This window comes from Plantactinospora siamensis (genome assembly GCF_042434095.1).
Taxonomy (GTDB): Bacteria; Actinomycetota; Actinomycetes; order Mycobacteriales; family Micromonosporaceae; genus KBS50.
Genome location: NZ_JBHLUE010000004.1, coordinates 225,512 through 249,935, shown reverse-complemented (window position 1 = coordinate 249,935; position 24,424 = coordinate 225,512). Strand labels below are relative to the sequence as shown.

Genomic DNA, 24,424 nt, shown 5'->3' with positions numbered 1-24,424 from the left:
TGTATAGCAAGGGGCCCTTCCTAACCGGTCAGAGCGTGATCCGGCCGGCACCGGCACCGGCCGTCACGACCGCCTTCACCGTGCTCGCGCTGTCCAGCGGGTACAGGTACGGGATGCCGGCGACGCTGCCGCCGGCCTGGCCGCTGCCCGAACTGACGAAGTAGTTGTTCCGGGCCACCAGGCTGCCCGGGCCGGAGTCCGCCTCGCCCAGGTGGTACGGGTCGTTCACGTGGTCGAAGTAGTTGCCCTCCACGAGCACGCCGGCGCTCATCGTCGACGCGACGCCGTAGCCGCTGTTGTTGAAGTAGTAGTTGTTGTAGACGTGCACCGGGTTTCCGAAGCGGACCCGCGGGTGCCGCTGCGTCGTGCCGTCGAACCAGTTGTGGTGATAGGTCACGCGCAGGTGCCCGATGTCCTGGGCGCCGTTGTCGTCGCTGTGGCCGAGCAGCATGGTCTTGTCGTGGTTGAAGAAGTGGTTCCAGGACACCGTGACGAAGTCCGAGCCGCGCTTGATGTCCACCGCGCCGTCGTACCCGTGGCTCAGGGTGTTGTGGTCGATCCAGATGTTGGTGGCCGACTCCTGCACGTTGATCGCGTCGTCGCTCCAGTCCCGGAAGGTCAGGTTCCGGATGATGACGTTGCGGTCGCCGCTGATGGTGAAGCCACAGCCCACGATGGTCGCGCCAGGGTTGCCGATGATGGTCTTGTTGGATCGGACGCGCAGCATGCCCGAGCAGGAGATGGCGCCGGAGACCCGGATCACCGCCGAGCTCGTGGCGCCCACGGCGGTGGTCAGCGCCGAGGCGGTGCTGACCGTGGTGGCCGGGGTGCTGCCGCCGCCGACGGTGCCGCCGTTCTGGGCGGCCCAACCGACCAGCGTCTGCGGCCCGGGCGTGGGGCCGGTGGTGGGCGGTCCCGCGGTGGGCGGGCCGGTGGGCGTCGGCGAAGGGGTCGGCGGATAGTCGGTGGGGTTGCCCGGCGTGGTCGGGCTGGTGGGCGGAGTGCTGGGCACGATCCCGGTGCAGGCGACGCCGTTGAGCGTGAAGTTGGTCGGGGTCGGGTTGCTGGCGGTCCAACTGCCGTTGAAGCCGAACGACACCGTGCCGTTGGTGCCGACGCCGCCGTTGTAGCCCAGATTGGTGGCGGTGACCTGGCTGCCGCTCTGCGTCACGGTCGCGTTCCAGGCGGAGCTGACCTGCTGCCCGGCCCCGTACGACCAGCGCAGCGTCCAGGCGGAGACCGGGTCACCGAGATTGGTGACCGTGACGTTGGCGGTGAACCCGCCCTGCCACTGGCCGCCCACGGAGTAGTCGACCCGGCAGCCGGCGGCCGCGTTCGCGGCGTCCGCGATCAGCACGCCGGCGGTGGCGAGGGCGACGGTGGTGGCGATGACGGTGGCGCTGGCGAGCAGCGCCGGATGACGCCGTCGTACGAGCATGGTGCTTCCCTTCGCGGGGCGGCGGCCCGGCGCGGATCGGCCTCCCACCGTGGCTGCGTCGTGCCCTGCGACGCCGGTGGATCGGCCGGTCCTGGCGGCTCGAGCCCGCCGGTCGGACATCCTTGAGGTGCGGTGGCTCCCGCGTCCGGCCCAGCACGTGGCTGTCTCGATGGAAGCACGCCCATCGAGATCTGTAAATCAAGCGTACGGGTGGAGCCGCCGCCTGGCTCGTGCGGCCCGCACTCCCGCGGCGCCGTCGTACCTGTTAAGAAGGGCCCCCTGCTATGCAAAAGGCGATAACAAGGGGCCCTTCCTTCGGCGGATCAGCAGGCGGTGCCGGAGAGCTTCACCGACGCCGGGGCGCTGGCGGCGCCGTTGGCGGTGAAGCCGATGGTCACCGAGGCGCCCGCGGCGAGCGACGGGGCATAGCTGGGCGCCGCCGCCGTGACCGTCGTGCCGGACTGGGTGACGGTGGCGTTCCAGCCGCTTTGCAGGGTCACCCCGGACGGCCAGGTCCAGGTGACGGACCACGGGTTGACGGCGGAGCTGCCGCTGTTCTGCACGGTCAACTCGCCCTGGAACCCGCCCTGCCACGCGTTGACCTGCTTGTAGCTCGCGGTGCAGCCGCCGGTCGGTCCGCCGGTCGGTCCACCCGTCGGTCCGCCGGTGGGGCCGCCCGTCGGTCCGCCGGTGGGGCCGCCGGTCGGTCCGCCGGTCGGTCCGCCGGTGGGGCCGCCCGTCGGTCCGCCCGTGGGACCCCCGGTCGGTCCGCCGCCGACCGGCGGGATCAGGTACGGCTGCAGGATGGACTGCTTGTTCTGGTCGACCGTGATCCAGTCGTCCTTGAGGATGCCGCCGGTGTCACCGGAGTCGGGGTTCCACGACCAGTAGGTGAAGGACATGCCGTTCACGCCGGTGCCGGTGTAGGCCAGCAGGTTCTGCAGCCACACCTTGTCCTTCGGGTCCTGCAACGTGCTGCCGAACTCACCCATCATGATCGGCGCGATGTTCTGCTTGTAGAGGTAGCCCCAGTACTTGTCCCAGATGCCCGGCAGGTTGGCCGGGAACGACGGGTCGTCGAACCAGGTCTGGTGGTAGACCGAAATCGCGTACTCGTGCGGCGAGTAGACCAGCCGGTTGGCCACGTTGAGCCGGACGGGGTACTGGCCGGCCTTGGACAGGTTGCCGCCCCACCAGCCGCAGTCCTCGTCGTTGCTGGGGTCGTTGTCCCAGACGTTGGAGAGGCCGCCGCTCGGGCAGCTCACGCCCTCGACGAAGATCAGCCAGTTCGGCTGCACCGACAGGATGGCGTTCCCGGCCCGCTCGGCGGCAAGCCGCCAGTCCCGGGCCTGGTCCCCGCAGCCCCAGCACGAGCCGGTGGCGGCCGGGTTGGTGCCCTCCGCGTGCGGCTCGTTGTGCAGGTCGGCGCCGATCACCGTGGTGTTGCCGGCGAAGTGCTGGGCGAGCGACTTCCAGTCGGCGATCCAGGTGCTCTCCGGCACGGCAGAGGTGTACCAGAGGGCCGTCTGGCCGGCCGCCGTGGGCCGGTGCCGGTCCAGGATGATCCGCATCCCCTTCTGCCCGGCGTAGCCCACGATCTTGTCGAGGATCTGCATCGGGCTGAGCCCGATGAGGTCCGGGTTCACGTAGTCGTTGATGCTGGTGGCCTGCGCGCCGGGCTTGAGCGCGTCGTCGGAGAACGGCACCCGGATGGTGTTGTAGCCAAGCTGCGCCATCTGGTCGAGCTGGCCCCGCCAGGGGTTGCTGGACCACAGGCCGTGGAAGGTCTTGTTGTCCGTCTCCATGCCGAACCAGTTCAACCCGGTCAGCCGGACGGTCGCGCCGGTGCTGTCGACGATCTTGTTGCCGTTGGTGTGCAGGTAGCCGGTGCCGGTGCCGCCGGTCGCGGCGACGGCCGGTCCGGCGACCGGCGCCAGCACGGCGGCGACCACGCCGCCGGCCGCGGCGAGCGCCGCGGAGAGCAGGCCGGCAAGCAGGGCCGACCGGGGGGTACGTGACATTGCGCGTTGCTCCTTGAGCTGGTCGGAGTGCCCGGACCAGTCCTGCTCGGCGCTCGCGTCAGGGCGCGATGGCTCAACGGGCGGGGGCGCCGTGTGGCATCATCCCCGCCGACCGCGTACCTGTCCCACTGCCCTGGCTCCGCACATCATTCTGATCGCCGTCGATGCCCACGTCAACGGGTGTGGTGAGCTCCCGGACCCGGTCGGCCGCGCTGGCCAGGTGGGCCAGCAGCGCCACGGTCGCGGGCGGGTCCGGCGGCGAGCCGTGGACCGCCGCGCTGATCACCCGGTCACCGGCCGGCAGCCGGGTGGCGCGGACCGCGGCATCGCGATGCGCCGCGAGGGCCAGCGCGGGCAGCGTGGTCACCCCGAGCCCCGCGGCCACCAACCGCTGTACGGCCACGTAGTCGTCCGTGGTGAAGGCCACCCGCGGGACGAACCCGGCGGCGGCGCAGGCGCGTACCAGGTGTTCGCGGCACCGTTCGCAGCCGGCGATCCAGCGGTCGCCGGCATGGTCGGCCAGCCGCGGCTGCCGGCCCGGGCCGGCCCGGGTGACCAGATAGAGCGGCTCCACCAGGAGCCGCGTCCGGCGCAGGCCGTCGGGCTCGGCCGGCGTGCCGGAATGGGCGAAGGTGAGCGCCACGTCCACCTCGCCGGCCCGCAACGCGCGGACCGCGTCCGGCGGCTCGGCCTCGACGAGCACCAGCTCGACGTCCGGATGGGCGGTCGCGAACGCCGCGGCCGCGTCCGGGACGAACGTCCCCAGGGCAGACGGGAAGGCCGCCAGCCGGACCCGGCCGGCCCGCAGCCCGGCGTGCGCGGCCAGCTCGGTCTCCACCGCGTCGAGCCGGCCGAGGATCTCCGCGGCCCGCTCGGCGAGCAGCGCGCCGGCCGGCGTCAGCCGGACCCCCCGGCCGACCCGCTGCAGCAGCGGCACGCCGGTCTCCGCCTCGAGCCGGGACAGGTGGTGGCTGACCGAGGGCTGGGCGTAGCGCAGCTCCCGGGCCGCCGCGGTGACCGAGCCGAGCCGGGCCACCGCGACCAGCACCCGCAGCCGGGCGACATCGAGCATGCGGTCAATGTATCGATGGCGTCTATCATTGTCGACGGATATTGGTATTGGACCGATGCATGGGTCACCGGACAGCATGGCGGAATGGAAGCCGTGACCATCAATCACGTCATGCAGGCCCGCCGCTCTCTCGCACCGCGGCTGCCGGTGACACCCATGTGGAGCTATCCGGCGCTCAATGCCGAGACCGGGGCAAGCGTGCAGGTCAAGCACGAGAACGTTCAGCCGGTCGGCGCGTTCAAGGTCCGGGGCGGCCTGCACCTGCTGGCCGGCATGACCGACGCCGAGCGCGCCCGTGGCGTGGTCACCTACTCGACCGGCAACCACGCCCAGTCGCTGGCGTACGCGAGCGCGGCGTTCGACGCGCCGTGCGTGCTGGTGATGCCCGCCGGCGCCAACCCCGCGAAGGTACGCGCCGCGCGGGCGCTCGGCGCCGAGGTGCTGCTGCACGGCGCCGACCTGGCGGGCGCGCAGCAGGAGGCCGAACGGATCGCCGCGAGCCGGGAACTGCGGCTGGTCAGCCCCGGCGAGACGCCGGAGCTGATCGCCGGGGTGGGCACCGCGTACCTGGAGATCCTCGAGGCCGTGCCGGACCTGGACGCCATGATCGTGCCGGTGGGCAGCGGGACCGGCGCGGCGGCCGCCGTCGTGGTGGCCCGGGCGCTCGCCCCGGGCTGCCGGGTGATCGCCGTGCAGTCGAGCGCGTCGCCGGCCGCGCACGACTCGTGGCGAGCCGGCCGGTGCCTGCGACGGCCCGACCGGACCTCCGCCGAGGGTCTGGCCACCGGGCGGGGCTTCGAGTTGCCGCAGCGGCTCATGCGGTCCGGGCTGGCCGACTTCCGGCTCGTCTCCGACGAGGCCATCGGCGCGGCGCAGCGGCTGCTCGCCAGCCACGCGCACACCCTGGCCGAGGGGGCCGGAGCGGCGGCGCTGGCGGCGCTGCTGGCGATGCGCGCCGAGCTGGCCGGCCAGACCGTCGCCATCGTCTGTAGCGGCGGAAACGCCAACCCGGCCGAGCTGGCCGCGCTCGGCGCGCCCGCCACGCCGGCCTGAGGCTTGCCGGGCGGCGAGTCCGTGCGGAACCGGCCCGGGGCTCGGCGTTCGACGCGGTCGGCCGGGTGACCCGCTGCCGTACGGCGCCGCGGGCCACGCCGGCAACGGGGGGTCGCCGGCGCGCCGTACCGAACGGTCGGCGCGCCGGCGGCGGCCCTCAGCTGGCCTGCTCGGCCAACTTCAGGAACTGGCGCTTCGACTCGAGGGCGCGCTCGGCCTCGCGGATCCGCTTGGTGTCGCCGGCCGTCTGGGCCCGGGCCAGCCGCTGCTCCGCCTCGGCCACCTGGTCGCGCATCTGCGCCAGCAACGGGTTGGCCGACGGCTCGGTGCGCCGCCACGCCGAGTCCATGGCCTGGCGTACCTTGTCGTCCACCGCGCGCAGCCGGCGGTCCAGGCCGGCGGCCGCCTCCCGCGGCACCCGGCCGATGTCGTGCCACTGACCCTGGATCTCCCGCAGCCGGTTCTGCGCGCCCCGCGGGTCGGCCTCGACATCGAGGGCCTCGGCCTCGCCGAGCAGCGCCTGCTTGCGCTCCAGGTTGTCCCGCTGCTCGGTGTCGCGGGCCGAGAAGACCTCGCTGCGGTTGCTGAAGAAGGCGTCCTGGGCGGCCCGGAACCTGTCCCAGAGCCGCTGCTCGGCCTCCTTCGAGGCACGCGGCGCGGCCTTCCACTGTGCCATCAGGTCCTTCAGCGCGCCGGCGGTCGGGCCCCAGTCGGTCGAGGAGGCCAGCGCCTCGGCCTGGCCGACCAGGTCCTCCTTGATGGTCTGGGCCTGCTTGCGCTGCGCGTCCAGGCCGGCGAAGTGGGCGCCCCGGCGGCGGGTGAAGCCGTCCCGGGCCGCCGCGAACCGCTTCCACAGCTCGCCGTCGACCTTCTTCTCGACGCCCCGGATGGTCTTCCACTCGTCGAGGATCTCCTTGAACCGATCCCCGGCCGTCTTCCACCCGGTGGACTCGGCGGCCAGCTTCTCGGCCTCCTCCACCAGCGCGGTCTTGCGGGCCACGGCCTCCGCCCGGGCGGCGTCGCGAGCGGCGCGGGCCTCCCCGGCCTTCTCCTCGGCCCGCGCGCCGAGCCTGTCCAGCCGCTCAGCCAGCGCGTCGATGTCGCCCACCACGTGTGCCTCGGGCAGCGAGGCGCGGATCCGGCGGAACGTGGCGAGCGAGTGGCCCGGATCGGCCGCGCCCGAGTTGAGCCGGGCCTCGGTCAGGTCCACCTCGGTCACCAGGTCGGCGAACCGGCGGGCGAAGTGGGCGAGTCCCTCCTCCGGGGAGCCGGCCTGCCACGAACCGACCTGTCGTTCGCCCTCGGCCGTCTTGACATAGACCGTGCCGTCCGCGTCCACCCGTCCGAAGGCAGTCCAGTCAGTCATGTGCCCATCCTCGTTCTCCCGGAGCCACCGCGAAACCGCGGGGCGCCGCCACAGCGCAGTCTTATTGCACGGAAGTTTCCACCCGGCATTGTCACAGGTGTGCCCCCGCTCCCGTCGAGCGCCTGTCGCCGACCGTGACCATATGGTGTCCTACCCCGCCACCGGACGTCCCACCGGTGCGGCGTCGACCGGCGCCCCGGGTCGGCCGGGGCCGCCGGCCCCGACCGATACGGTATGGACGTGTCCCTGGTCGTCGCCATCGTCGGTCCCACCGCCGCCGGTAAGTCGGGCCTGAGCATCGAGCTCGCCCAGGTCCTCGGCGCGGAGGTGGTGAACGCCGACTCCATGCAGCTCTATCGGGGCATGGACATCGGCACGGCGAAGCTCACCCCGGCCGAGCGGATGGGCGTACCGCATCACGTCCTGGACATCTGGGACGTGACCGAGCCGGCCAGCGTGGCGGCGTACCAGCGGCTCGCCCGGGCGGCGGTGGACGACGTCCTGGCCCGCGGCCGGACGCCGCTGCTGGTCGGCGGGTCCGGGCTGTACGTCCGGGCCGTGCTGGACGAGTTCGACTTCCCCGGCACCGATCCGGCGGTCCGGGACCGGCTCGAGCGCGAGCTCGCGGTGGTCGGCCCGGCGCCGTTGTACGACCGGCTCCGCGCGGCGGATCCGTCCGCGGCCGCCGGGATCCTGCCCGGAAACGGCCGGCGGATCGTCCGCGCGCTCGAGGTGATCGAGTTGACCGGTGGGCCGTTCCGGTCCGTCCTGCCCGAGCCGCGACCGCACTATCCGGCGGTGCAGCTCGGAGTGGACCTCGACACACCGCTGCTGGACGAGCGGATCGCCCGGCGGGTGGACCGGATGTGGGAGCTGGGCCTGGTCGACGAGGTCGACCGGCTGGCCGGCCAGGGCCTGCGGTCGGGGCGTACGGCCGGCCGGGCGCTGGGCTATCAGCAGGTGCTCCGGGCCCTGGACGGCGCGGTGTCGCTGGACGAGGCCCGGGCCGAGACCGTGCGGGCCACCCGCCGGTTCGTCCGCCGGCAGCGGTCCTGGTTCCGCCGGGATGACCGGATCACCTGGTTGGACGCCGGTCGTCCGGATCTGGTCCGCGCCGCCCTCGCGGCCCTGCCCTGAGCGGATCGCCCGCCCGGGCCCGTTTTTGGTCGGCCCGGCCGTGGTGGACGGGCCTGGGTGGGGGCTTGGCCGGGCCCCGTCGGGCGGCCGAGGGACAATGGGATCGTGCAGTTCACCAAGGGCCACGGGACCGGCAACGACTTTGTGATCATCCCCGATCCGGACGGCGGGCTGACCCTCACCCCGGCGTTGGTGGCCGGGCTCTGCGACCGCCGGTTCGGCGTGGGCGCCGACGGGGTGCTCCGGGTGATCCGCTCGGCGGCGCACCCGGACGCGGCGCGGTACGCCCCGGACGCCGAGTGGTTCATGGACTACTGGAACGCGGACGGCTCGGTCGCCGAGATGTGCGGCAACGGCGCCCGGGTCTTCGTCCGGTACCTGCTGGCCACCGGCCTCACCGACGGGCCGGAGCTGCCGGTGGCGACCCGGGCCGGGCTCGTCCGGGCCCGGGTCGACCGGGGGGAGATCTCGGTCCGGATGCGCCGGCCCCGGTTGTCCGAGGGCGCCGTGGCCCGGGTCGGTGGCCGTGACTTCGCCGGCACGGCCGTCGAGGTGGGCAACCCGCACCTGGTCTGCCCGGTGCCGCCGGACGTACGGCTGGACGACCTGGACCTGACCCGCGCGCCGGGTTTCGCGGCGGCCCGCTTCCCGGCCGGGGTCAACGTCGAGTTCGTCGAGCCGGTGGGCTCCCCGTCCGGTTCGCCCGAGCCCGTCGCGGCCGCCGGACCGGTCGGGGCCGCGGGGCCGGTCGGGGCCGCCGCCACGGACGCGCACGTGCGGATGCGGGTGTACGAGCGCGGCTCCGCCGAGACCCTCTCCTGCGGCACCGGCGCGTGCGCGGTGGCCGCCGTGGCGCTCCGCGAGCGTGGCCGGGAGACCGGCACGGTGACCGTGGACGTGCCCGGGGGCAGGCTGACCGTCACCATCGAGGAGGCGGCCTGCTGGCTGGCCGGCCCCGCGGTGCTGGTCGCGGCCGGCGAGGTGAACCCCACCGCCCTGCCGCGCTGACCCGCCCCCGCCCGTCCGTCCGTCCGCCCGCCCGTCCGGGTCGATCATGGAGTCGGGGTGGGGGTTCCGTCCGGTGATGGCCGCTTCGTCGCCACCACAACTCCGTGATTGCCGGGAACCGACGGGGAGGCGGGGCGGGGTGGGCCGGTCAGTGCGGCAGTGGGGGGTTGTTGGCGCTGGTTTGGGCGGCGATCTGCGGCAGGTCGGCCGGGCCGGGGTCGGCCGCGGGCGGCGGCGCGGGCGTCTGCGCGGCCGTGCGGACGGCCGCGGCCACCGCGGGCGCCACCCGCGAGTCGAAGACGCTGGGCACGATCACCGTGGGGTTGACCCGTTCCTCGCCCACCACGTCGGCGATCGCCCGGGCCGCCGCCAGCGCCATCTCGTCGGTGAACTCCTCGGCGTGCGCGTCGAGCATGCCGCGGAACACGCCCGGGAAGGCCAGCACGTTGTTGATCTGGTTCGGCTGATCCGAGCGTCCGGTCGCCACCACGGCCGCGTGCTTGCGGGCCTCCCGCGGATCCACCTCCGGGTCGGGGTTGGCGAGCGCGAAGACGATGGCGTCCTTGGCCATCGTGGCGATGTCGTCCCCGGTGAGCAGGTTCGGCGCGCTCACCCCGATGAACACGTCGGCGTCCCGGAGCGCTCCGGCCAGGTCGCCGGAGTAGTTGTCCCGGTTGGTGTTGTCGGCCAGCCACTGCCAGGCCGGGTTCAGGTCGGCCTGGCCGCGGTGCAGCGCGCCGTACCGGTCGGACGCGATGATGTCGCCGACACCCTGGCGGAGCAGCAGCTTCATGATGGCCGTGCCGGCGGCGCCGGCGCCGGACACCACCACCCGCACGTCGGCCAGCCGCTTGTTCACCACCCGGAGCGCGTTGGTCAGGGCGGCCAGCACCACGATCGCCGTGCCGTGCTGGTCGTCGTGGAAGACCGGCACGTCCAGCAGGTCGCGCAGCCGGGCCTCGATCTCGAAGCAGCGCGGCGCCGCGATGTCCTCCAGGTTGATCCCGCCGTACGCGGGAGCGATCGCCCGGACGATGGAGATGATCTCCTCGGTGTCCTGCGTGTCCAGCACCACCGGCCAGGCGTCCACCCCACCGAACCGCTTGAACAGCGCGGCCTTGCCCTCCATCACCGGCAGCGCCGCGGCCGGGCCGATGTTGCCCAGGCCCAGCACGGCGGAGCCGTCCGTGACCACCGCCACGGCGTTGCGCTTGATGGTGAGCCGCCGGGCATCGGCGGGATTCTCGGCGATCGCCAGGCACACCCGGGCCACCCCCGGGGTGTACGCCCGGGACAGCTCGTCCCGGTTGCGCAGGGCCACCTTGGGGGTCACCTCGATCTTGCCGCCCAGGTGCAGCAGGAACGTCCGGTCGGACACCTTCCGTACGTTGACGCCGTCCAGCTCGCGCAGCGCGGCCACCACCTGGTCGGCGTGCCCGGAGTCGGCCGTGTCACAGGTCAGGTCGACGGTCACCGAGGTGTGGTCGGAGTCCACCACGTCCAGCGCCGTCACGATGGCCCCCGAGGAGCCCACCGAGGTGGTCAGTCGCCCGATGGCCGAGGCGTCCGCGGTCACGCTGACCCGGATGGTGATCGAGAATCCGGCGCTCGGCAGTCGGCTGATGGCCACGAGGTTCCTCCGTTGTCTGGCTGCGGCGGTCGCCAGCGACCGCGAGGGGCATTCTCCCGCCTCCGCCCGGCCGGGCCGCCGCTGGGGTGACGCGCCGGCGGGTATAGCGGGTGCGGGTGACGGGTACGCGTGTCACGATTGACCCGGACAACCCTTATCGACAGGAGACCCGGCTTGCGAGAACAGGAGAGCTTCGTCCGGTCGGCGGACGAAGACCTCGACGCCACCACCGGCGAGTTGGAACTGGAAGACCGTCAGGCGTTGCGTCGCGTCGCGGGCCTGTCCACCGAGCTCACAGATATCACCGAGGTCGAATACCGGCAACTCCGGCTGGAGCGGGTCGTCCTGGTCGGCGTCTGGGCCGAGGGCACCGTCACCGATGCCGAGAACTCCCTCACCGAGTTGGCCGCGCTCGCCGAGACGGCGGGGTCGCAGGTCCTGGAGGGATTGATCCAGCGCCGAAACCGGCCGGATCCGGCCACCTACATCGGCCGCGGCAAGGTCGACGACCTCAGCTCGGTGGTGACCAGCACCGGCGCCGACACGGTGATCTGCGACGGCGAGCTGTCTCCCTCGCAGCTGCGCAACCTCGAGCAGCGGACCAAGGTCAAGGTCGTGGACCGGACGGCGCTGATCCTGGACATCTTCGCTCAGCACGCGAAGAGCAAGGAAGGCAAGGCCCAGGTCGAGTTGGCCCAGCTGGAATACCTGCTGCCCCGGCTGCGCGGCTGGGGCGAGACGCTGTCCCGGCAGACCGGCGGCAGCGGCCGCGGCGGCGGCGCCGGCGGCGGCGTGGGCCTGCGCGGGCCCGGTGAGACCAAGCTCGAGACCGACCGACGCCGGATCCGGACCCGGATCGCCCGGCTGCGGCGGGAGATCAAGGGCATGCGGCTGGTCCGGCACACCAAGCGGGCGCGCCGGTCGCGGAACGCGGTGCCGGCCGTGGCCATCGCCGGCTACACCAACGCCGGCAAGTCCAGCCTGCTCAACCGGCTGACCGGGGCGGGGGTACTGGTCGAGGACGCGCTGTTCGCCACGCTCGATCCGACCACCCGGCGCGCCCGGACGGCCGACGGCCGCGTCTACACGCTCTCCGACACCGTCGGATTCGTCCGGCACCTGCCGCACCAGCTCATCGAGGCGTTCCGCTCGACGCTGGAGGAGGTCGGCGACGCCGACCTGGTCGTACACGTGGTGGACGGCGCGCATCCGGACCCGGAGGAGCAGGTGCGGGCCGTCCGCGAGGTGCTCGCCGAGGTCGGCGCCGACCGGCTGCCCGAGCTGCTGGTCGTCAACAAGATCGACGCGGCCGACGAGGAGACGCTGCTGCGGCTGAAGCGGGCCTGGCCGGAGGCCATCCTCGTGTCGGCGCGGGTCGGGCGCGGGACCGACGACCTCCGCGCCGCCATCGAGGCCCGGCTGCCCCGGCCCGCCGTCGAGGTCCGGGCCGTCCTCCCGTACGCCCGGGGCGACCTCGTGGCCCTGGTGCACCGGGACGGCGAGGTGCTCAGCTCGGCGCACACCGGCGAGGGCACCGAGCTGCACGTACGGGTGACCGAATCCCTCGCCGCACGGCTGGCGCCGTACACGAGGGTCCCCGGCGCGCCGGATCCGGCCGAGCACGGCGAGTGAGGAGCGCCCGGGTCTCTCGGGTGGCCGCCGCGGCATGCGACACTGGTCCGATGCGTCGTGCCCTCTCCTCGACCGCGGCTGCCACGGGTGTTCTGGGCGGGTCCGTCCTGTTCGCCGGGCCGGCGCAGGCGGGACCGGGAGCGACCCTGGGCGGCGTCGGCGCCCCGCTGGCGTCGGCGCCCCGGGTCGTCGCGTTGAGCAGTCTCGACCAGATCACGTACCTGATCGCCGCCGTTGGCGGGCTCGGGCTGATCCTGGTGCTCGCGGGCGTGTTCGGGATCATCCAGTCCCGCCGGCGCCGGTCGGACGAGGCGGACCTCGGTTCCGGCGCCGACCGCGCGGCGGCCGAGGGCCCGGGCGCCGGGTGGGGCGCGGCGGAGGGCCCCAGCGGCGGTTGGGGCGCGGCCGAGGGTCCCAGCGGCGGTTGGGCGGCGGGGGCCGGCCGGCCGGCGTCGCCGCCGGAGCCCGGCTTCCGGCCCGGAGGTCCGGGCGGCCGGTACGGCGCGGGCGAGCCGGCGCACGGGTCCCGATCGGGCGGAGTCTATGGCGGCGGTCGCCCCGGCGGCGCCGTCTACGGCGGGGCGCCGGGACCGGTGCCGCCGGGCGGCGCGCCGGTCGGTCGGCCACGGCCGCCGGCGGGGCGACCCGGGTCACCCCCGCCGGGCCGACCCGTGCCACCGCCGGCCGGCGGCCCGGGGTACCCACCGGGCTCCGGTGCCCGGCCGGGTGGTCGCGGCGGCGTGAACGGCAACGTCTACGGAGGCGGACCGGCCGGTGGCCGGCAGGACGGCGCCGGTGGTCGGCAGGGTGGCGGTGCCGCCGGTGGTCGGCAGGGCGGCGGACCGGCCGGTTACGAGGGTGGTCCCCGCGGCGGCGGCATGAACGGCAACGTCTACGGCGGTGGCCGGGGTGACGGTCCCGGCGGAGGACGGCCGGGAACCTACGGCGGCCCGGGACAGGACGACGACGAGCCGCGCGGCCGGCGCCGGGGCAATCGCGACGAGCCCCGGGGTGGCGGGCGTGGCCCCGACCGACCGGGCGGGTATGGCCCGCCACCGGCCGGCGGCTACGGCGATGAGCCCGGTTACCGCTGATCCCGGTCCTCGATCACCACACCCGCGCGTCGTCCAGGGCGGCCAGCCCCGCACGCTGATCCCCGGGGACGGCTGGCCCCGGGCTGGACCCTGGCCCTGGGTCAGGGCCGATTACCGCTGTCAGGGCCGATTACCGCTGCTCCGGGCCGCCGCTGAGGTGGGCGGCCCGGGATCGGGGATGGTCAGATCCGACGCAGCACGGCGACCACCCGACCCATGATGGTGGCGTCGTCGCCGGGGATCGGGTCGAAGGCCGGGTTCTGCGGCATCAGCCAGACATGCCCGTCGCGTCGCCGGTAGGTCTTCACCGTGGCCTCGCCGTCGAGCATGGCGGCCACGATCTCCCCGGCGTCGGCGGTCGGCTGCTGGCGCACCACCACCCAGTCGCCGTCGCAGATGGCCGCGTCGATCATCGAGTCGCCCTTGACCTGGAGCATGAAGACCTCGCCCTCGCCGACCAGCTCACGGGGCAGCGGGAAGATGTCCTCGACCGCCTGCTCGGCGAGGATCGGGCCACCGGCGGCGATCCGGCCGAGCATGGGCACGTACGCCGGCCTGGGTCGTTGGGCCCGGGCCGCCTCGTCGTCCATGAGGTCGCTCGGCGGGCGCACGTCGACCGCGCGCGGACGGTTGGGGTCGCGGCGCAGGAAGCCCTTTCGTTCCAGCTCCTTGAGCTGGTAGGCCACGCTCGACGGGGAGACCAGGCCCACCGCCTCGCCGATCTCGCGAACGCTGGGCGGGTATCCGTAGCGCTCGACCCAGTTGCGGATGAACTCGAGAATCCGCCGCTGCCGGGCCGTGAGGTCGACGGCGCTCGGCTCGGGGAACGCGCTCACCACCGGCGTGACCGCCCGCAGGCCGGGGTCACCGCCCCGGGAGCGGGCGCCGGCTCGACGACGGGTCGCGGACCCGGCGGCGCTCGCGACCCCCTTCTGCGGGTGCTTCTGCCGGTTGGTGCCCTCGTCGGTCGACACGTCCGTCCTCCCTGGTAGACGGTATTGCGGCGGTGCTGCCAGCTGCCCGGATGCGCCTGGTTTCACCCTCGTGCGGGGTTCAACCCGGTGCGATCACCGGTGGTTGGTGAAGACGGTATCGGGAAGATCGGACAGTTTCAAACATCTGTACGACCTCGGCTCGGCGTGTCGCGCCCCGATCCCTCGACATCCGTACGCCTGTTCTGATACACCATCGTACGTCCGTACTATCGAACTACTGTTCGATCTTGGGGGGTCGCCATGGTCGCCATGGTCGAGGCGGGGGCATCGGGCCGGCCGGGGTTCACGCGCGGGTCGGGTCGGCCGAAGCCGCCGCCGCTGCGGCTGACCCGGCGGGGGCGGGTGGTGCTCGCCGTCGCGCTCATGCTGCTGCTCGCCGGTCTCGTGGCGCTGCTCGCGCCGGCCTCCCGCGCCGCCGACCCGGCCACCGGCGCGCCGGCCACCACCGTGGTGCGCCAGGGCGACACCCTGTGGGCCATCGCCGAGCGCCAACTACCCGGCCGCGATCCGATCGCCGTGGTGGCCGAGATACGCCGGCTCAACGGGCTGGACGACTACACCGTCTATGCCGGCCAGCAGCTGGTGCTGCCGGCCTGGCGATGACCGCCCCGCACGCCCTGCCGTGACGCTGCGCCGCCGGTCGCAGGCGGCAGCGTGACGACGCGCCGGAACATGCCGACGAACTTGACCGCGGCCCCGCTGCGGAATAACGTCGACCCCAACATCTAGTAGTGACAAGGGTGTAAGTCGTCCATAGGTTGGGTTCGACGTCGAGTCGCTTCTCAGATGCAGGCCAGCCGCGCCGGCCCGTTCCCGGGTCGACGCGGGCTCGTCGTGCGCCTGAAAAGCGGACACATCCGACATCGCGCAGAGGGGAGATCGGTGATGCGCTGCCCATACTGCCGGCACGCCGACTCCCGGGTCGTGGACTCCCGGGAAGCCGACGACGGCCAACTGATCCGCCGCCGGCGCTCCTGCCCGGAGTGCGGCAAGCGGTTCACCACCGTCGAGGAGGCGGTGCTGGCCGTCGTGAAGCGCAGCGGCGTCACGGAGCCGTTCAGCCGGACGAAGATCATCGGCGGGGTGCGCAAGGCCTGCCAGGGCCGTCCGGTGGACGAGGACGCCATCGCCCTGCTGGCGCAGCGGGTGGAGGAGACGGTCCGGGCCAAGGGCGCGGCCGAGCTGCCCAGCCACGAGGTGGGTCTGGCGATTCTCGGCCCGCTGCGCGACCTGGACGAGGTTGCCTATCTGCGGTTCGCCAGCGTCTACCGGTCGTTCGACTCGTTGGCCGATTTCGAGCGCGAGATCGAGACGTTGCGGGCCGCGGCCCGGGCCCGGCTGGCCGCCGACGACCAGTCGGGTGATCCGGACGATCACGGGCGGCTGCCGGCCGACACGTCGCCGGCCACAACCAGCTGATATTTGGGAAACCGACGCGCCGCCATCGGCGGCGTGTGATGAGGGGGCGGAAGAGATGCCGGGGGAGAGCGTGACAGCGGGCAAGGGTCGGGTGCGGGAGAAGGCGACCAGCGACCGGGCGACGGGGCTGACGGTGGACCGGGTGTGGACCACCGCGGGGGTGCACCCGTACGACGAGGTGAGCTGGGAGCGCCGGGACGTCGTCATGACGAACTGGCGGGACGGCTCGATCAACTTCGAGCAGCGCGGGGTGGAGTTCCCGGAGTCCTGGAGCGTCAACGCCGCCAACATCGTGACCACCAAGTACTTCCGTGGCGCCGTCGGCACCCCGGAGCGGGAGTGGTCGCTCAAGCAGCTCATCGACCGGGTGGTGAAGACGTACCGGGTGGCGGGGGAGCGGCACGGCTACTTCGCCAGCCCGGCAGACGCCGAGATCTTCGAGCACGAGCTGACCTGGATGCTGCTGCACCAGGTGTTCAGCTTCAACTCGCCGGTCTGGTTCAACGTCGGCACCAGCTCGCCGCAGCAGGTGAGCGCCTGCTTCATCCTGTCGGTCGACGACTCGATGGACTCGATCCTCGACTGGTACAAGGAAGAGGGTCTGATCTTCAAGGGTGGCTCCGGTTCCGGGGTCAACCTGTCCCGGATCCGCTCCTCCAAGGAGCTGCTCTCCTCCGGCGGCACCGCGTCCGGCCCGGTCAGCTTCATGCGCGGCGCCGACGCGTCAGCCGGCACCATCAAGTCCGGCGGCGCCACCCGGCGGGCCGCCAAGATGGTCATCCTGGACGTCGACCACCCGGACGTGGAGGAGTTCGTCACCACCAAGGCGCGCGAGGAGCACAAGGTGCGCGCGCTGCGGGACGCCGGCTTTGACATGGACCTCGGCGGTTCGGACATCGTCAGCGTGCAGTACCAGAACGCCAACAACTCCGTCCGGGTCTCCGACGAGTTCATGCGGGCGGTCGAGAACGGCGGGACGTTCGACCTGCGCGGCCGGCTGGACGGCGCGGTGATCGAGTCGATCGACGCCAAGAAGCTGTTCGGCACCATCGCCCAGGCCGCCTGGGAGTGCGCCGACCCCGGCCTGCAGTACGACGACACGATCAACGACTGGCACACCTGCCCGGAGACCGGGCGGATCACCGCCTCCAACCCGTGCTCGGAGTACCTGCACCTGGACAACTCCTCGTGCAACCTCGCCTCGCTCAACCTGATGAAGTTCCTCCGCGCCGACGGCGGCTTCGAGGTGGAAAAGTTCGTCCGATCGGTCGAGCTGGTCATCACGGCCATGGACATCTCGATCTGCTTCGCCGACTTCCCGACCGAGAAGATCGGCGAGACCACCCGGGCCTACCGCCAGCTCGGGATCGGGTACGCCAACCTCGGCGCCCTGCTGATGGCCTCCGGCATGCCGTACGACTCGGAGCAGGGCCGGTCGCTGTCCGCCGCCATCACCTCGCTGATGACCGGCACGGCGTACCGCCGTTCCGCCGAGCTGGCCGGCGTGGTCGGCGCGTACGAGGGATATGCCCGGAACGCGGAGCCGCACAAGCGGGTCATGCGCAAGCACGCGGCCGCCAACGACCAGATCGACGCCGCGGGCCCGGTGGCCACGGCCATCGTGCGGGAGGCCGGCCGGCAGTGGGCGGCGGGCAACAAGACCGGCGAGAAGTTCGGCTGGCGCAACTCGCAGGCGTCGGTGCTCGCGCCGACCGGCACCATCGGGCTGATGATGGACTGCGACACCACCGGGGTCGAGCCGGACCTGGCGCTGGTGAAGTTCAAGAAGCTGGTCGGCGGCGGCTCGATGCAGATCGTCAACCAGACGGTGCCGCGGGCGCTGCGCAGCCTCGGCTACCCGGAGGAGCAGGTCGAGGCCATCGTCGAGCACATCGCCGAACACGGCCACGTGATCGACGCGCCCGGCCTCAAGCCGGAGCACTACCCGGTCTTCGACTGCGCCATGGGTGAGCGGTCCATCGCCCCGATGGGGCACGTGCGGATGATGGCGGCCGTCCAGCCCTTCATTTCGGGCGCCATCTCCAAGACCGTCAACATGCCCGAGGCCGCCACCGTCGCGGACGTCGAGCGGATCTACTTCGAGGGCTGGAAGCTCGGCCTCAAGGCGCTGGCGATCTACCGCGACAACTGCAAGGTCGGCCAGCCGCTGTCGGTGGCCAAGTCCGGCAAGGCGACCGCGGCGAAGTCCGAGTCGGCGCCGGCCGCGGGTTCGACGCCGGCCGCGCCGGAGAAGGTTGTCGAGAAGGTCGTCGAGTACCGGCCGGTCCGCAAGCGGCTGCCGAAGAAGCGGCCGTCCGAGACCGTCTCCTTCTCGGTGGGCGGCGCCGAGGGCTACCTCACCGCCTCGTCGTACCCGGACGACGGCCTCGGCGAGGTCTTCCTCAAGATGTCCAAGCAGGGCTCCACGCTCGCCGGCGTGATGGACGCCTTCTCGGTGGCCATCTCGATCGGCCTGCAGTACGGGGTGCCGCTGGAGACGTACGTCAGCAAGTTCACCAACATGCGGTTCGAGCCGGCCGGGATGACCGACGACCCGGACGTGCGGATGGCGGCCTCGGTGATGGACTACATCTTCCGCCGGCTGGCGCTGGACTTCCTGCCCTACGAGACCCGCGCCGAACTGGGCATCTTCACCGCCAAGGAGCGCGCCGCCCAGCTGCGGGCCGAGGCCGACGCCGAGAGCGGGGTGGACCTGGCCGCCATGGCCCAGTCCGCGCCGGTCGAGACCAAGCCGGACGACGATGTGGCGACCGGGTCGGACGCCGTGGCGGCCACCGGGTCCGCCGAGGTGGCGGCCGCGAAGCCGGCGCCGGCCGTCGGTTCCTCCACCGAGCTGCTGGAGGCCGTGCTCGGCAAGGCCGCCGACGCGCCGCTCTGCTTCACCTGCGGTACGAAGATGCGCCCGGCCGGCAGCTGCTACGTCTGCGAGGGCTGCGGCTCCACCAGCGGCTGCAGCTGAGCGAGGCACCGCTGGAATTCCGAAGTGACCCGCCGAGCGGGGCCGTCGACCCAGGTCGGCGGCCCCGCTCGGCTCGTTCCGGGCCACTGGATAGCCGGTAAGTACGTGAAGTACTTGACGTACGTGGGGCGGCCTGGAAGCCTGAGGGAGCGAGAGGAGAGGCCATGTCGGGTGTCCATTATGAGAGCTATACGGATGCGCGGGCGCACCTGAAGGACCTCCTGGATGCGGCGGACCGGGGCCATGTCGCGACCGTGCGCCGAGACAGCCGGACCACCGCCTTTGTCGATCGCGAGCGGCTGCGGCACTTCCTCGCTGCCGTGTGTCCGTCACACGCCCAGGTCGTCGCCGAGAACGGCGGCTGGTCGATCTTCATTCCGGGCCTGCCTCTCGCCGCCGACGGGGCGAGCTTCGACGAGGCCAGGGACGAGATGGTCGCGGCCCTGCGCGAGTACGCCGACGACTGGCAGGACCACCTGCTCGACGCGCCGAACCACGCCAACAACTGGGGACTGGTTCAGCTGGTGAGCCTGAGCGACGATGATCAGTTGCGCGACTGGCTGGTGGGGGCCCGGCAGTGACCTGGCCGCAGCCGACCCGGCAGGCTCATGATCGATTCTGCCAGGTCGAGGGCTGGGCCCGGATACGCGACAGCCGGGGCCGCACCGGGACGCACCACGTCACCTACGAGCTGGTTCTCAAGGACGGCCGGGTTCTGCGAACCAGGATCTCCCACCCGGTCGACCGCACGACGTACGGGCCGAGCATCTGGAGCCACATCCTCCGGGACCAGCTCGACGTGACCGACCGCGAGTTCTGGAGCTGCGCTCGGGACGGGATCAGGCCGGACCGGGGCGAGCCGGTCGTACCGGCGGAGGCCCTTCCCGCCGAGCTTGTCCATCTGCTCATCCATCGGGTGCGTCTCGACCCCGCGGAGGTCGCGGCCATGACCAAGCAGCAGGCGGTCGAGCGAATGAACCGGTACTGGGCCGAGGAAAGCTGAGCGGCCGGACGGCGCGTGGCGTGGCGCGCTGGGATCATCGGTGCGTGACGACCACCGAGTGGTACGCCGAGTTCGCCGCGCGGGAGGCCCGGGGCCAGTCGCCGACGTACGAGCGGCTGGCGACCGCCGTGGCCCGGGACGCCGAGCTGCTCGGCCTGCTGGACACGGTGCCGGCCGCCAAGCGACAGCCCAACCTGCTGTTCGGCGTCGTACGGCTGCTTGGTGGCCCGGTGGACGACCCGGCGGCGTTCCACGACTTTGCCGTGTCGAACTGGCCGGTGATCGCCGCGCAGCTGCGTGCGCGGGCGACCCAGACCAACGAGGCCGGGCGGTGCGCGGTGCTGCTGCCGGCCCTGGCCGGCCTGCCGCAGCCGCTCGCGCTGCTGGAGGTGGGAGCCTCCGCCGGGCTGTGCCTGTATCCCGACCGGTACGCCTACCGGTACGGGGAGCACGCCGTCGGGGACGGTGAGCCGGTCCTCGAGTGTGCGGCCAGCAACCTCACGCCGCCGGACCGCGTACCCGACGTCGTGTGGCGGGCGGGCCTCGACCTGAACCCGCTCGACGCGACCGACCCGGCCGACGTGGCCTGGCTGGACGCGCTGGTCTGGCCCGAGCACGCGCACCGGCGGGCCCGGCTGCACGCCGCCGCGGCCGTCGCGTCGGCCGACCCGCCGCTGCTGGTCCGCGGCGACCTGGTGGACGACCTGCCCGCGCTGGCCGCGCGGGCGCCGGCCGACGCCACCCTGGTGGTGTTCCACCACAGCGTCCTCTACCAGGTGCCGGCGCCGCGCCGGGCGGCCTTCGTCGAGCTGGTACGCGCGCTGCCCGCGCGGTGGATCTCGGTCGAGGCGCCGGACGTGCTCGGCTTCGACGGCCTGCCGGCGCCGCCGGATCCGGGGCTGCACAACGTGCTCGCCCTGGACGGCCGGCCGCTCGCCTGGACCCGCGGCCACGGTCAGGGAATCGCCTGGTTCGGATAGGCATCTCCAGCGGACCGGGCGTCACTCCTTGTCCGGGCCCAGCGGCCCTTGTCCGGGCCCAGCGGCCCACCGGGAGGCGACTGATCCGCTTGGCCTAGCCTGCTGGGCTTGACCTCTGCTGGCGGCCGATTAGGCGTCCAGCCAGGCGGTCGAGGCGGTGCCGTCGACGGCCGCGCTCGACCCGACCACCGGGAATCCCAGCCGGCGTACCTGCTCGGCCGCGGCCGGCTGCGACCCGCCGAGCCCCTGGTACGCGCTGGTCAGCAGCCGCCCGCCGGGCTCGACCAGCGCGGCGAGGGCGTGCCGGAGCAGATCCGCGGCGCGGTACGCGGGCACCAGGTCGAGCAGCAGGTGCACGAACGTGAACCGCCGCCCGTCCGCCGGTCGCCAGTCGATGGCGTTGCCCACCCAGAACCGGTCCGCCCACCGCGGCAGCCGGCTGCGGGCCAGCTCCACGAGGCCGGGCGCCAGGTCCACCCCGTACGGCTCGATCCGCAGCCCGCGCTCGGCGGCCCAGGTCCGGACCGATTCGGCCAGCAGCCCGTTGGCGCAGCCGACGTCCAGGAAGGTGCCGTCCCGGTCGATCCCGTCGACGAGCATCCGGCGCCGTGCCCGCCACAGCGCGGCGTCGCCGCCGAAGCCGGAGGCGGCCTGCGGGGTGGTGCCGCGCAGGTACGCCGGCTCCAGCAGCCGCCGGTTGTCGGCGTAGTAGCTGGCCTCGTCCTGGCTGGCGAAGGAGCGGTGCCCATCCCGTACCGCCAGCGCCTGGTCCGGCCGGCCGGCCAACGACAGCCGTTCGGCGATCCCGGCGGCGTCGCCGGTGATGAGGGGGACGGGGTTGTGCGGTCGCGGGCCGGTGTAGCGGTCGCCGTCCAGCCAGGCGTACACCAGGTCACCGTCGGCGGCGAACGGGTGGACCCGCTGCGGCTTGTAGCCGGCGACCAGCAATGGGATCCGAAGCGCGGCGTCGAGCAGCCAGTGCTGACCGGGCCGGACCTCACCGCCCGGCAAGCAGAGCCCCGCGCCGTCGGGCACGGCCGCGCAGGCGCCGTCCGGCAGGAAGGGCACGAACACCAGCCGGCGCACGGTCGTCGGATCGGGGTCCGCGTCGATGCCGTGATAGGCCATCCGGCCAGGATCACCGGACCGGCCGGTGCGGCGCCAGCCAGTTTCCGCAGCGCCGAGCTTCGGCCGCAGCCGCAGGCGATCTTCGATTTTCTAGACTTGCCGGGTGCGCCCCGAAGCCCGGCCGCTGGCCGACCGACCGTTGACGGAGCCGCACCCGTCGCGGCTGGCGCTCGACCACCCGGACCGGGAGCGCATCCTCGCCGCGCACGCCGCGGCGCTGGCGGCGGGGGAGGCCGGCTATCTCGACCCGGCCACCGGGCTGTTCGTGCTCACGGCCGGCTTCCTGGCCGACCGGGGAACCTGCTGCGGCCGCGGCTGCCGGCACTGCCCGTACCTCACCTGACCGCCTCGCCGGCCCGCTGAGACGTCGACCCGGCGGACCTCGGCCGCCAGGGAACCGGCCAGCCGGACCGCGCCCACCGACACCACCGCGCCGTCGTCAGCCCGCCGCGGTGAACTCCGTGGCGTACCGGTGGAGCAGCGCGGCCAGCTCCCGCGGGCGGCTGAGCGCCATGCAGTGCCCGGCGCGGAGCTCGTCCGGCACGATGCCCAGCCGCTCGGCGGCCAGCCGGCGCAGGAACGCGGGCGGGAACGAGCGGTCCTCGGTGCCCAGCACGAACCGGGTGGGCACGTCCGGCCACCGGGACAGCGGCCAGGGCTCGCCCATCCGGGCCTCGGACTGGCCCCGGCTCCGGCGCATCGCCTCGTCGGCCAGCTCCCGCGGCACGTCGTGGTAGAACGCCTGGTAGGCGTCGCCGTCGCCGCCGTCGGGCGCGCCGCCGCCACCCTCCGCGCCGCCGCCACCCTCGTCGCCCTCCGCGCCGCCGCCCCCATCCGCGCCGTCGCCTCCGGACGCGGACGGGTAGCCGCTGCTGGACCACCAGCTCACCGGGGACTCGCCCGGCGCGGGGATCATCGCGGCCACCAGGACCAGACCGGCCACCGGGCGGCGCTCGGCCACCAGCGGGGCGGTGAAGCCGCCGAAGGACTGGCCCACGACCACCACCGGATCGGCACGGTCGCCGATGGCCCCGAGCACGGTGTCGGCGTACTCGGTCAGGCCCGCCGCATCGTCCTCGCAGGGCAGGTTGGGCGCCACGGTGTGGTGCCCCCGATCTCGCAGCTCGGCCTCGACCAGGTGCCAGTACCAGCCCACATCGGCCGCGCCGTGGATGAACGCGAAGGTCGCCATGCCCGGAAGTGTGCCCCGGCCGTACGACAATCCGACCGACCGGTGATTCCCGGCCCGACCGTCGGTCAGTACCAGAGAAGCTGTGACGACCGGAGGGGGAACGACGTGACGGATCTGCACGGTCTGCTGGCCGGATATGTGGCCGACGGCGCGCTGCCGGGCGCGGTGGCGCTGCTGGCCCACGGCGACCGGGTCGAGGTGACCGCCGTGGGTTCGGCGGACCTGGCGGGCACGGCGCCGATGGCCCGGGACAGCATCTTCCGGATCGCGTCGCTCACCAAGCCGATTACCGCGGCCGCGCTGCTGATGCTGGTCGAGGACGGTGTGCTGGGGCTGTACGACCCGATCGGGCCCTGGCTGCCGGAGCTGGCCGAGCCGGTGGTGGTGCGCGCCCCCACCAGCCCGATCGAGGACGTGGTGCCGGCCAACCGGCCGATCACCGTCTATGACCTGCTCACCTCGACCGCCGGCTGGGGCTTCGCCTCCGACTTCGGCCTGCCGGCCGTCCAGCGGCTGGTTCCGGTGCAGCGGGACGGCCGTGAGGTGCAGTCCTTCCCCGATCTCGACACCTGGCTGGCCGAGCTGGCCGAGGTGCCGCTGGTCCACCAGCCGGGCGCGGGCTGGCTGTACGACACGTGCTCGGCGCTGCAGGGCGCGCTGATCGCCCGGGCCGCCGGCGGGTCGCTGCCGGACTTCCTCGCCGAGCGGCTCTGCGCGCCGCTCGGCATGACCGACACGGCGTTCGAGGTGCCCGCCGACCGCCGGGACCGGTTCACCAGCCTCTACAAGGCCGATCCGGAGGGCGACCTGCGGCTGGCCGATCCGCCGGACGGGCAGTGGAGCACCCGGCCGGCGTTCCCGCTGGGCTCCGGCGGCCTGGCCGGCACGGTGGACGACTGGCTCGCGTTCGCCCGGATGCTGCTGGCCGGCGGCACGGCCGCGGACGGGCGCCGGCTGTTGTCGACGGAGTCGGTGCGGCTGATGACCACCGACCACACCAGCCCGGCGCAGCGCGAGATGGGCCGGTTGTTCCTGCGGGGCCAGGGCTGGGGGATGGGCGGCTCGGTGGACATCGCCCGCACCGACGAGTGGAACGTGCCCGGCCGGTACGGCTGGGTCGGTGGCACCGGCACATCGGCCTACCTGGTCCCGGCCGCCGGCACGGTGGCCATCCTGTTCACCCAGGTGGGCGTGGACTCCCCGGCGCCGCTGGACTGGCTGCACGACTTCTGGCGGTACGCGGCCCGCGCCTGACCGCCCACCGGCCGCCCCGCCG

General features: G+C 73.3%; 21 protein-coding genes. 13 read left to right on the top strand and 8 right to left on the bottom strand.

From position 1 onward, the window contains the following. Window positions 1–28 precede the first annotated feature (28 nt). The 3 genes from ACFFHU_RS06070 to ACFFHU_RS06060 all read right to left on the bottom strand — a co-directional run bounded on the left by ACFFHU_RS06070 (window position 29) and on the right by ACFFHU_RS06060 (window position 4,531). Entirely contained in the window at window positions 29–1,438 is a 1,410-nt protein-coding gene (locus tag ACFFHU_RS06070; protein ID WP_377336564.1) for a pectate lyase family protein, read from the bottom strand. A gap of 323 nt (window positions 1,439–1,761) precedes the next feature. Continuing rightward, window positions 1,762–3,459 (bottom strand): cellulase family glycosylhydrolase, encoded by a 1,698-nt coding sequence (locus tag ACFFHU_RS06065; protein WP_377336563.1) that lies wholly within the window; start codon window positions 3,457–3,459, stop codon window positions 1,762–1,764. A 73-nt stretch (window positions 3,460–3,532) separates the two neighbouring features. Continuing rightward, a complete protein-coding gene (locus ACFFHU_RS06060) occupies window positions 3,533–4,531 on the bottom strand; it encodes a LysR family transcriptional regulator (protein ID WP_377336562.1) in 999 nt (332 codons plus the stop codon). An 84-nt stretch (window positions 4,532–4,615) separates the two neighbouring features. Here ACFFHU_RS06060 and ACFFHU_RS06055 point away from each other — a divergent pair, with 84 nt between their 5' ends. Continuing rightward, entirely contained in the window at window positions 4,616–5,584 is a 969-nt protein-coding gene (locus ACFFHU_RS06055) for a threonine ammonia-lyase (protein WP_377336561.1), read from the top strand. 157 nt (window positions 5,585–5,741) lie between these two features. On the opposite strand, the gene ACFFHU_RS06050 is transcribed toward ACFFHU_RS06055, so the two are convergent. After that, window positions 5,742–6,950, bottom strand: coding sequence for a DUF349 domain-containing protein (locus tag ACFFHU_RS06050; protein ID WP_377336560.1), 1,209 nt, complete (start codon window positions 6,948–6,950; stop codon window positions 5,742–5,744). 234 nt (window positions 6,951–7,184) lie between these two features. Between ACFFHU_RS06050 and miaA the strand changes: the two genes are divergently transcribed. Then, a complete protein-coding gene (gene miaA / locus ACFFHU_RS06045; RefSeq protein WP_377336559.1) occupies window positions 7,185–8,087 on the top strand; it encodes a tRNA (adenosine(37)-N6)-dimethylallyltransferase MiaA in 903 nt (300 codons plus the stop codon). Window positions 8,088–8,192: 105 nt separating this feature from the next. Beyond that, window positions 8,193–9,095: a diaminopimelate epimerase gene (dapF, locus tag ACFFHU_RS06040; RefSeq protein WP_377336558.1), complete on the top strand. Its 903-nt coding sequence runs from the start codon at window positions 8,193–8,195 to the stop codon at window positions 9,093–9,095. A gap of 148 nt (window positions 9,096–9,243) precedes the next feature. Here the strand turns inward: dapF and ACFFHU_RS06035 are convergent, their stop codons facing one another. Further along, on the bottom strand, window positions 9,244–10,725 hold the full coding sequence (locus ACFFHU_RS06035; protein WP_377336557.1) for an NAD-dependent malic enzyme: 1,482 nt from the start codon (window positions 10,723–10,725) through the stop codon (window positions 9,244–9,246). 174 nt (window positions 10,726–10,899) lie between these two features. On the opposite strand from ACFFHU_RS06035, the gene hflX reads away from it, so the two are divergent. Both hflX and ACFFHU_RS06025 read left to right on the top strand, forming a co-directional pair. Next, on the top strand, window positions 10,900–12,357 hold the full coding sequence (hflX, locus tag ACFFHU_RS06030; RefSeq protein ID WP_377336556.1) for a GTPase HflX: 1,458 nt from the start codon (window positions 10,900–10,902) through the stop codon (window positions 12,355–12,357). Window positions 12,358–12,407: 50 nt separating this feature from the next. Further along, complete coding sequence (locus ACFFHU_RS06025; RefSeq protein WP_377336554.1) at window positions 12,408–13,451, top strand: hypothetical protein; 1,044 nt, start codon at window positions 12,408–12,410, stop codon at window positions 13,449–13,451. Window positions 13,452–13,633: 182 nt separating this feature from the next. Here ACFFHU_RS06025 and lexA read toward each other — a convergent pair whose 3' ends face one another. Beyond that, a complete protein-coding gene (gene lexA / locus ACFFHU_RS06020; RefSeq protein WP_377336552.1) occupies window positions 13,634–14,425 on the bottom strand; it encodes a transcriptional repressor LexA in 792 nt (263 codons plus the stop codon). A gap of 261 nt (window positions 14,426–14,686) precedes the next feature. On the opposite strand from lexA, the gene ACFFHU_RS06015 reads away from it, so the two are divergent. The 6 genes from ACFFHU_RS06015 to ACFFHU_RS05990 all read left to right on the top strand — a co-directional run bounded on the left by ACFFHU_RS06015 (window position 14,687) and on the right by ACFFHU_RS05990 (window position 20,828). After that, a complete protein-coding gene (locus ACFFHU_RS06015) occupies window positions 14,687–15,049 on the top strand; it encodes a LysM peptidoglycan-binding domain-containing protein (protein ID WP_377336550.1) in 363 nt (120 codons plus the stop codon). Between the two features lie 282 nt (window positions 15,050–15,331). Next, window positions 15,332–15,865 carry a transcriptional regulator NrdR gene (nrdR, locus tag ACFFHU_RS06010; RefSeq protein WP_377337254.1) on the top strand — a complete coding sequence of 178 codons (534 nt, stop codon included), beginning with the start codon at window positions 15,332–15,334 and terminating at the stop codon, window positions 15,863–15,865. A gap of 55 nt (window positions 15,866–15,920) precedes the next feature. Further along, entirely contained in the window at window positions 15,921–18,845 is a 2,925-nt protein-coding gene (locus ACFFHU_RS06005; RefSeq protein ID WP_377336548.1) for a vitamin B12-dependent ribonucleotide reductase, read from the top strand. A 164-nt stretch (window positions 18,846–19,009) separates the two neighbouring features. After that, a complete protein-coding gene (locus ACFFHU_RS06000; protein WP_377336546.1) occupies window positions 19,010–19,426 on the top strand; it encodes a hypothetical protein in 417 nt (138 codons plus the stop codon). Beyond that, window positions 19,423–19,848, top strand: coding sequence for a hypothetical protein (locus ACFFHU_RS05995; protein WP_377336544.1), 426 nt, complete (start codon window positions 19,423–19,425; stop codon window positions 19,846–19,848). Before ACFFHU_RS06000 ends, ACFFHU_RS05995 begins: the two co-directional genes overlap by 4 nt. A 44-nt stretch (window positions 19,849–19,892) precedes the next feature. Continuing rightward, window positions 19,893–20,828, top strand: coding sequence for a DUF2332 domain-containing protein (locus tag ACFFHU_RS05990; RefSeq protein WP_377336542.1), 936 nt, complete (start codon window positions 19,893–19,895; stop codon window positions 20,826–20,828). Window positions 20,829–20,957: 129 nt separating this feature from the next. On the opposite strand, the gene ACFFHU_RS05985 is transcribed toward ACFFHU_RS05990, so the two are convergent. Then, window positions 20,958–21,956 carry a class I SAM-dependent methyltransferase gene (locus tag ACFFHU_RS05985; RefSeq protein WP_377336540.1) on the bottom strand — a complete coding sequence of 333 codons (999 nt, stop codon included), beginning with the start codon at window positions 21,954–21,956 and terminating at the stop codon, window positions 20,958–20,960. Between the two features lie 103 nt (window positions 21,957–22,059). Between ACFFHU_RS05985 and ACFFHU_RS05980 the strand changes: the two genes are divergently transcribed. Next, on the top strand, window positions 22,060–22,299 hold the full coding sequence (locus ACFFHU_RS05980; RefSeq protein ID WP_377336538.1) for a DUF5522 domain-containing protein: 240 nt from the start codon (window positions 22,060–22,062) through the stop codon (window positions 22,297–22,299). 96 nt (window positions 22,300–22,395) lie between these two features. On the opposite strand, the gene ACFFHU_RS05975 is transcribed toward ACFFHU_RS05980, so the two are convergent. Further along, window positions 22,396–23,148 (bottom strand): alpha/beta fold hydrolase, encoded by a 753-nt coding sequence (locus ACFFHU_RS05975; RefSeq protein ID WP_377336536.1) that lies wholly within the window; start codon window positions 23,146–23,148, stop codon window positions 22,396–22,398. Window positions 23,149–23,253: 105 nt separating this feature from the next. Between ACFFHU_RS05975 and ACFFHU_RS05970 the strand changes: the two genes are divergently transcribed. Further along, window positions 23,254–24,402 (top strand): serine hydrolase domain-containing protein, encoded by a 1,149-nt coding sequence (locus ACFFHU_RS05970; protein ID WP_377336534.1) that lies wholly within the window; start codon window positions 23,254–23,256, stop codon window positions 24,400–24,402. The last annotated feature ends 22 nt before the right edge of the window (window positions 24,403–24,424 follow it).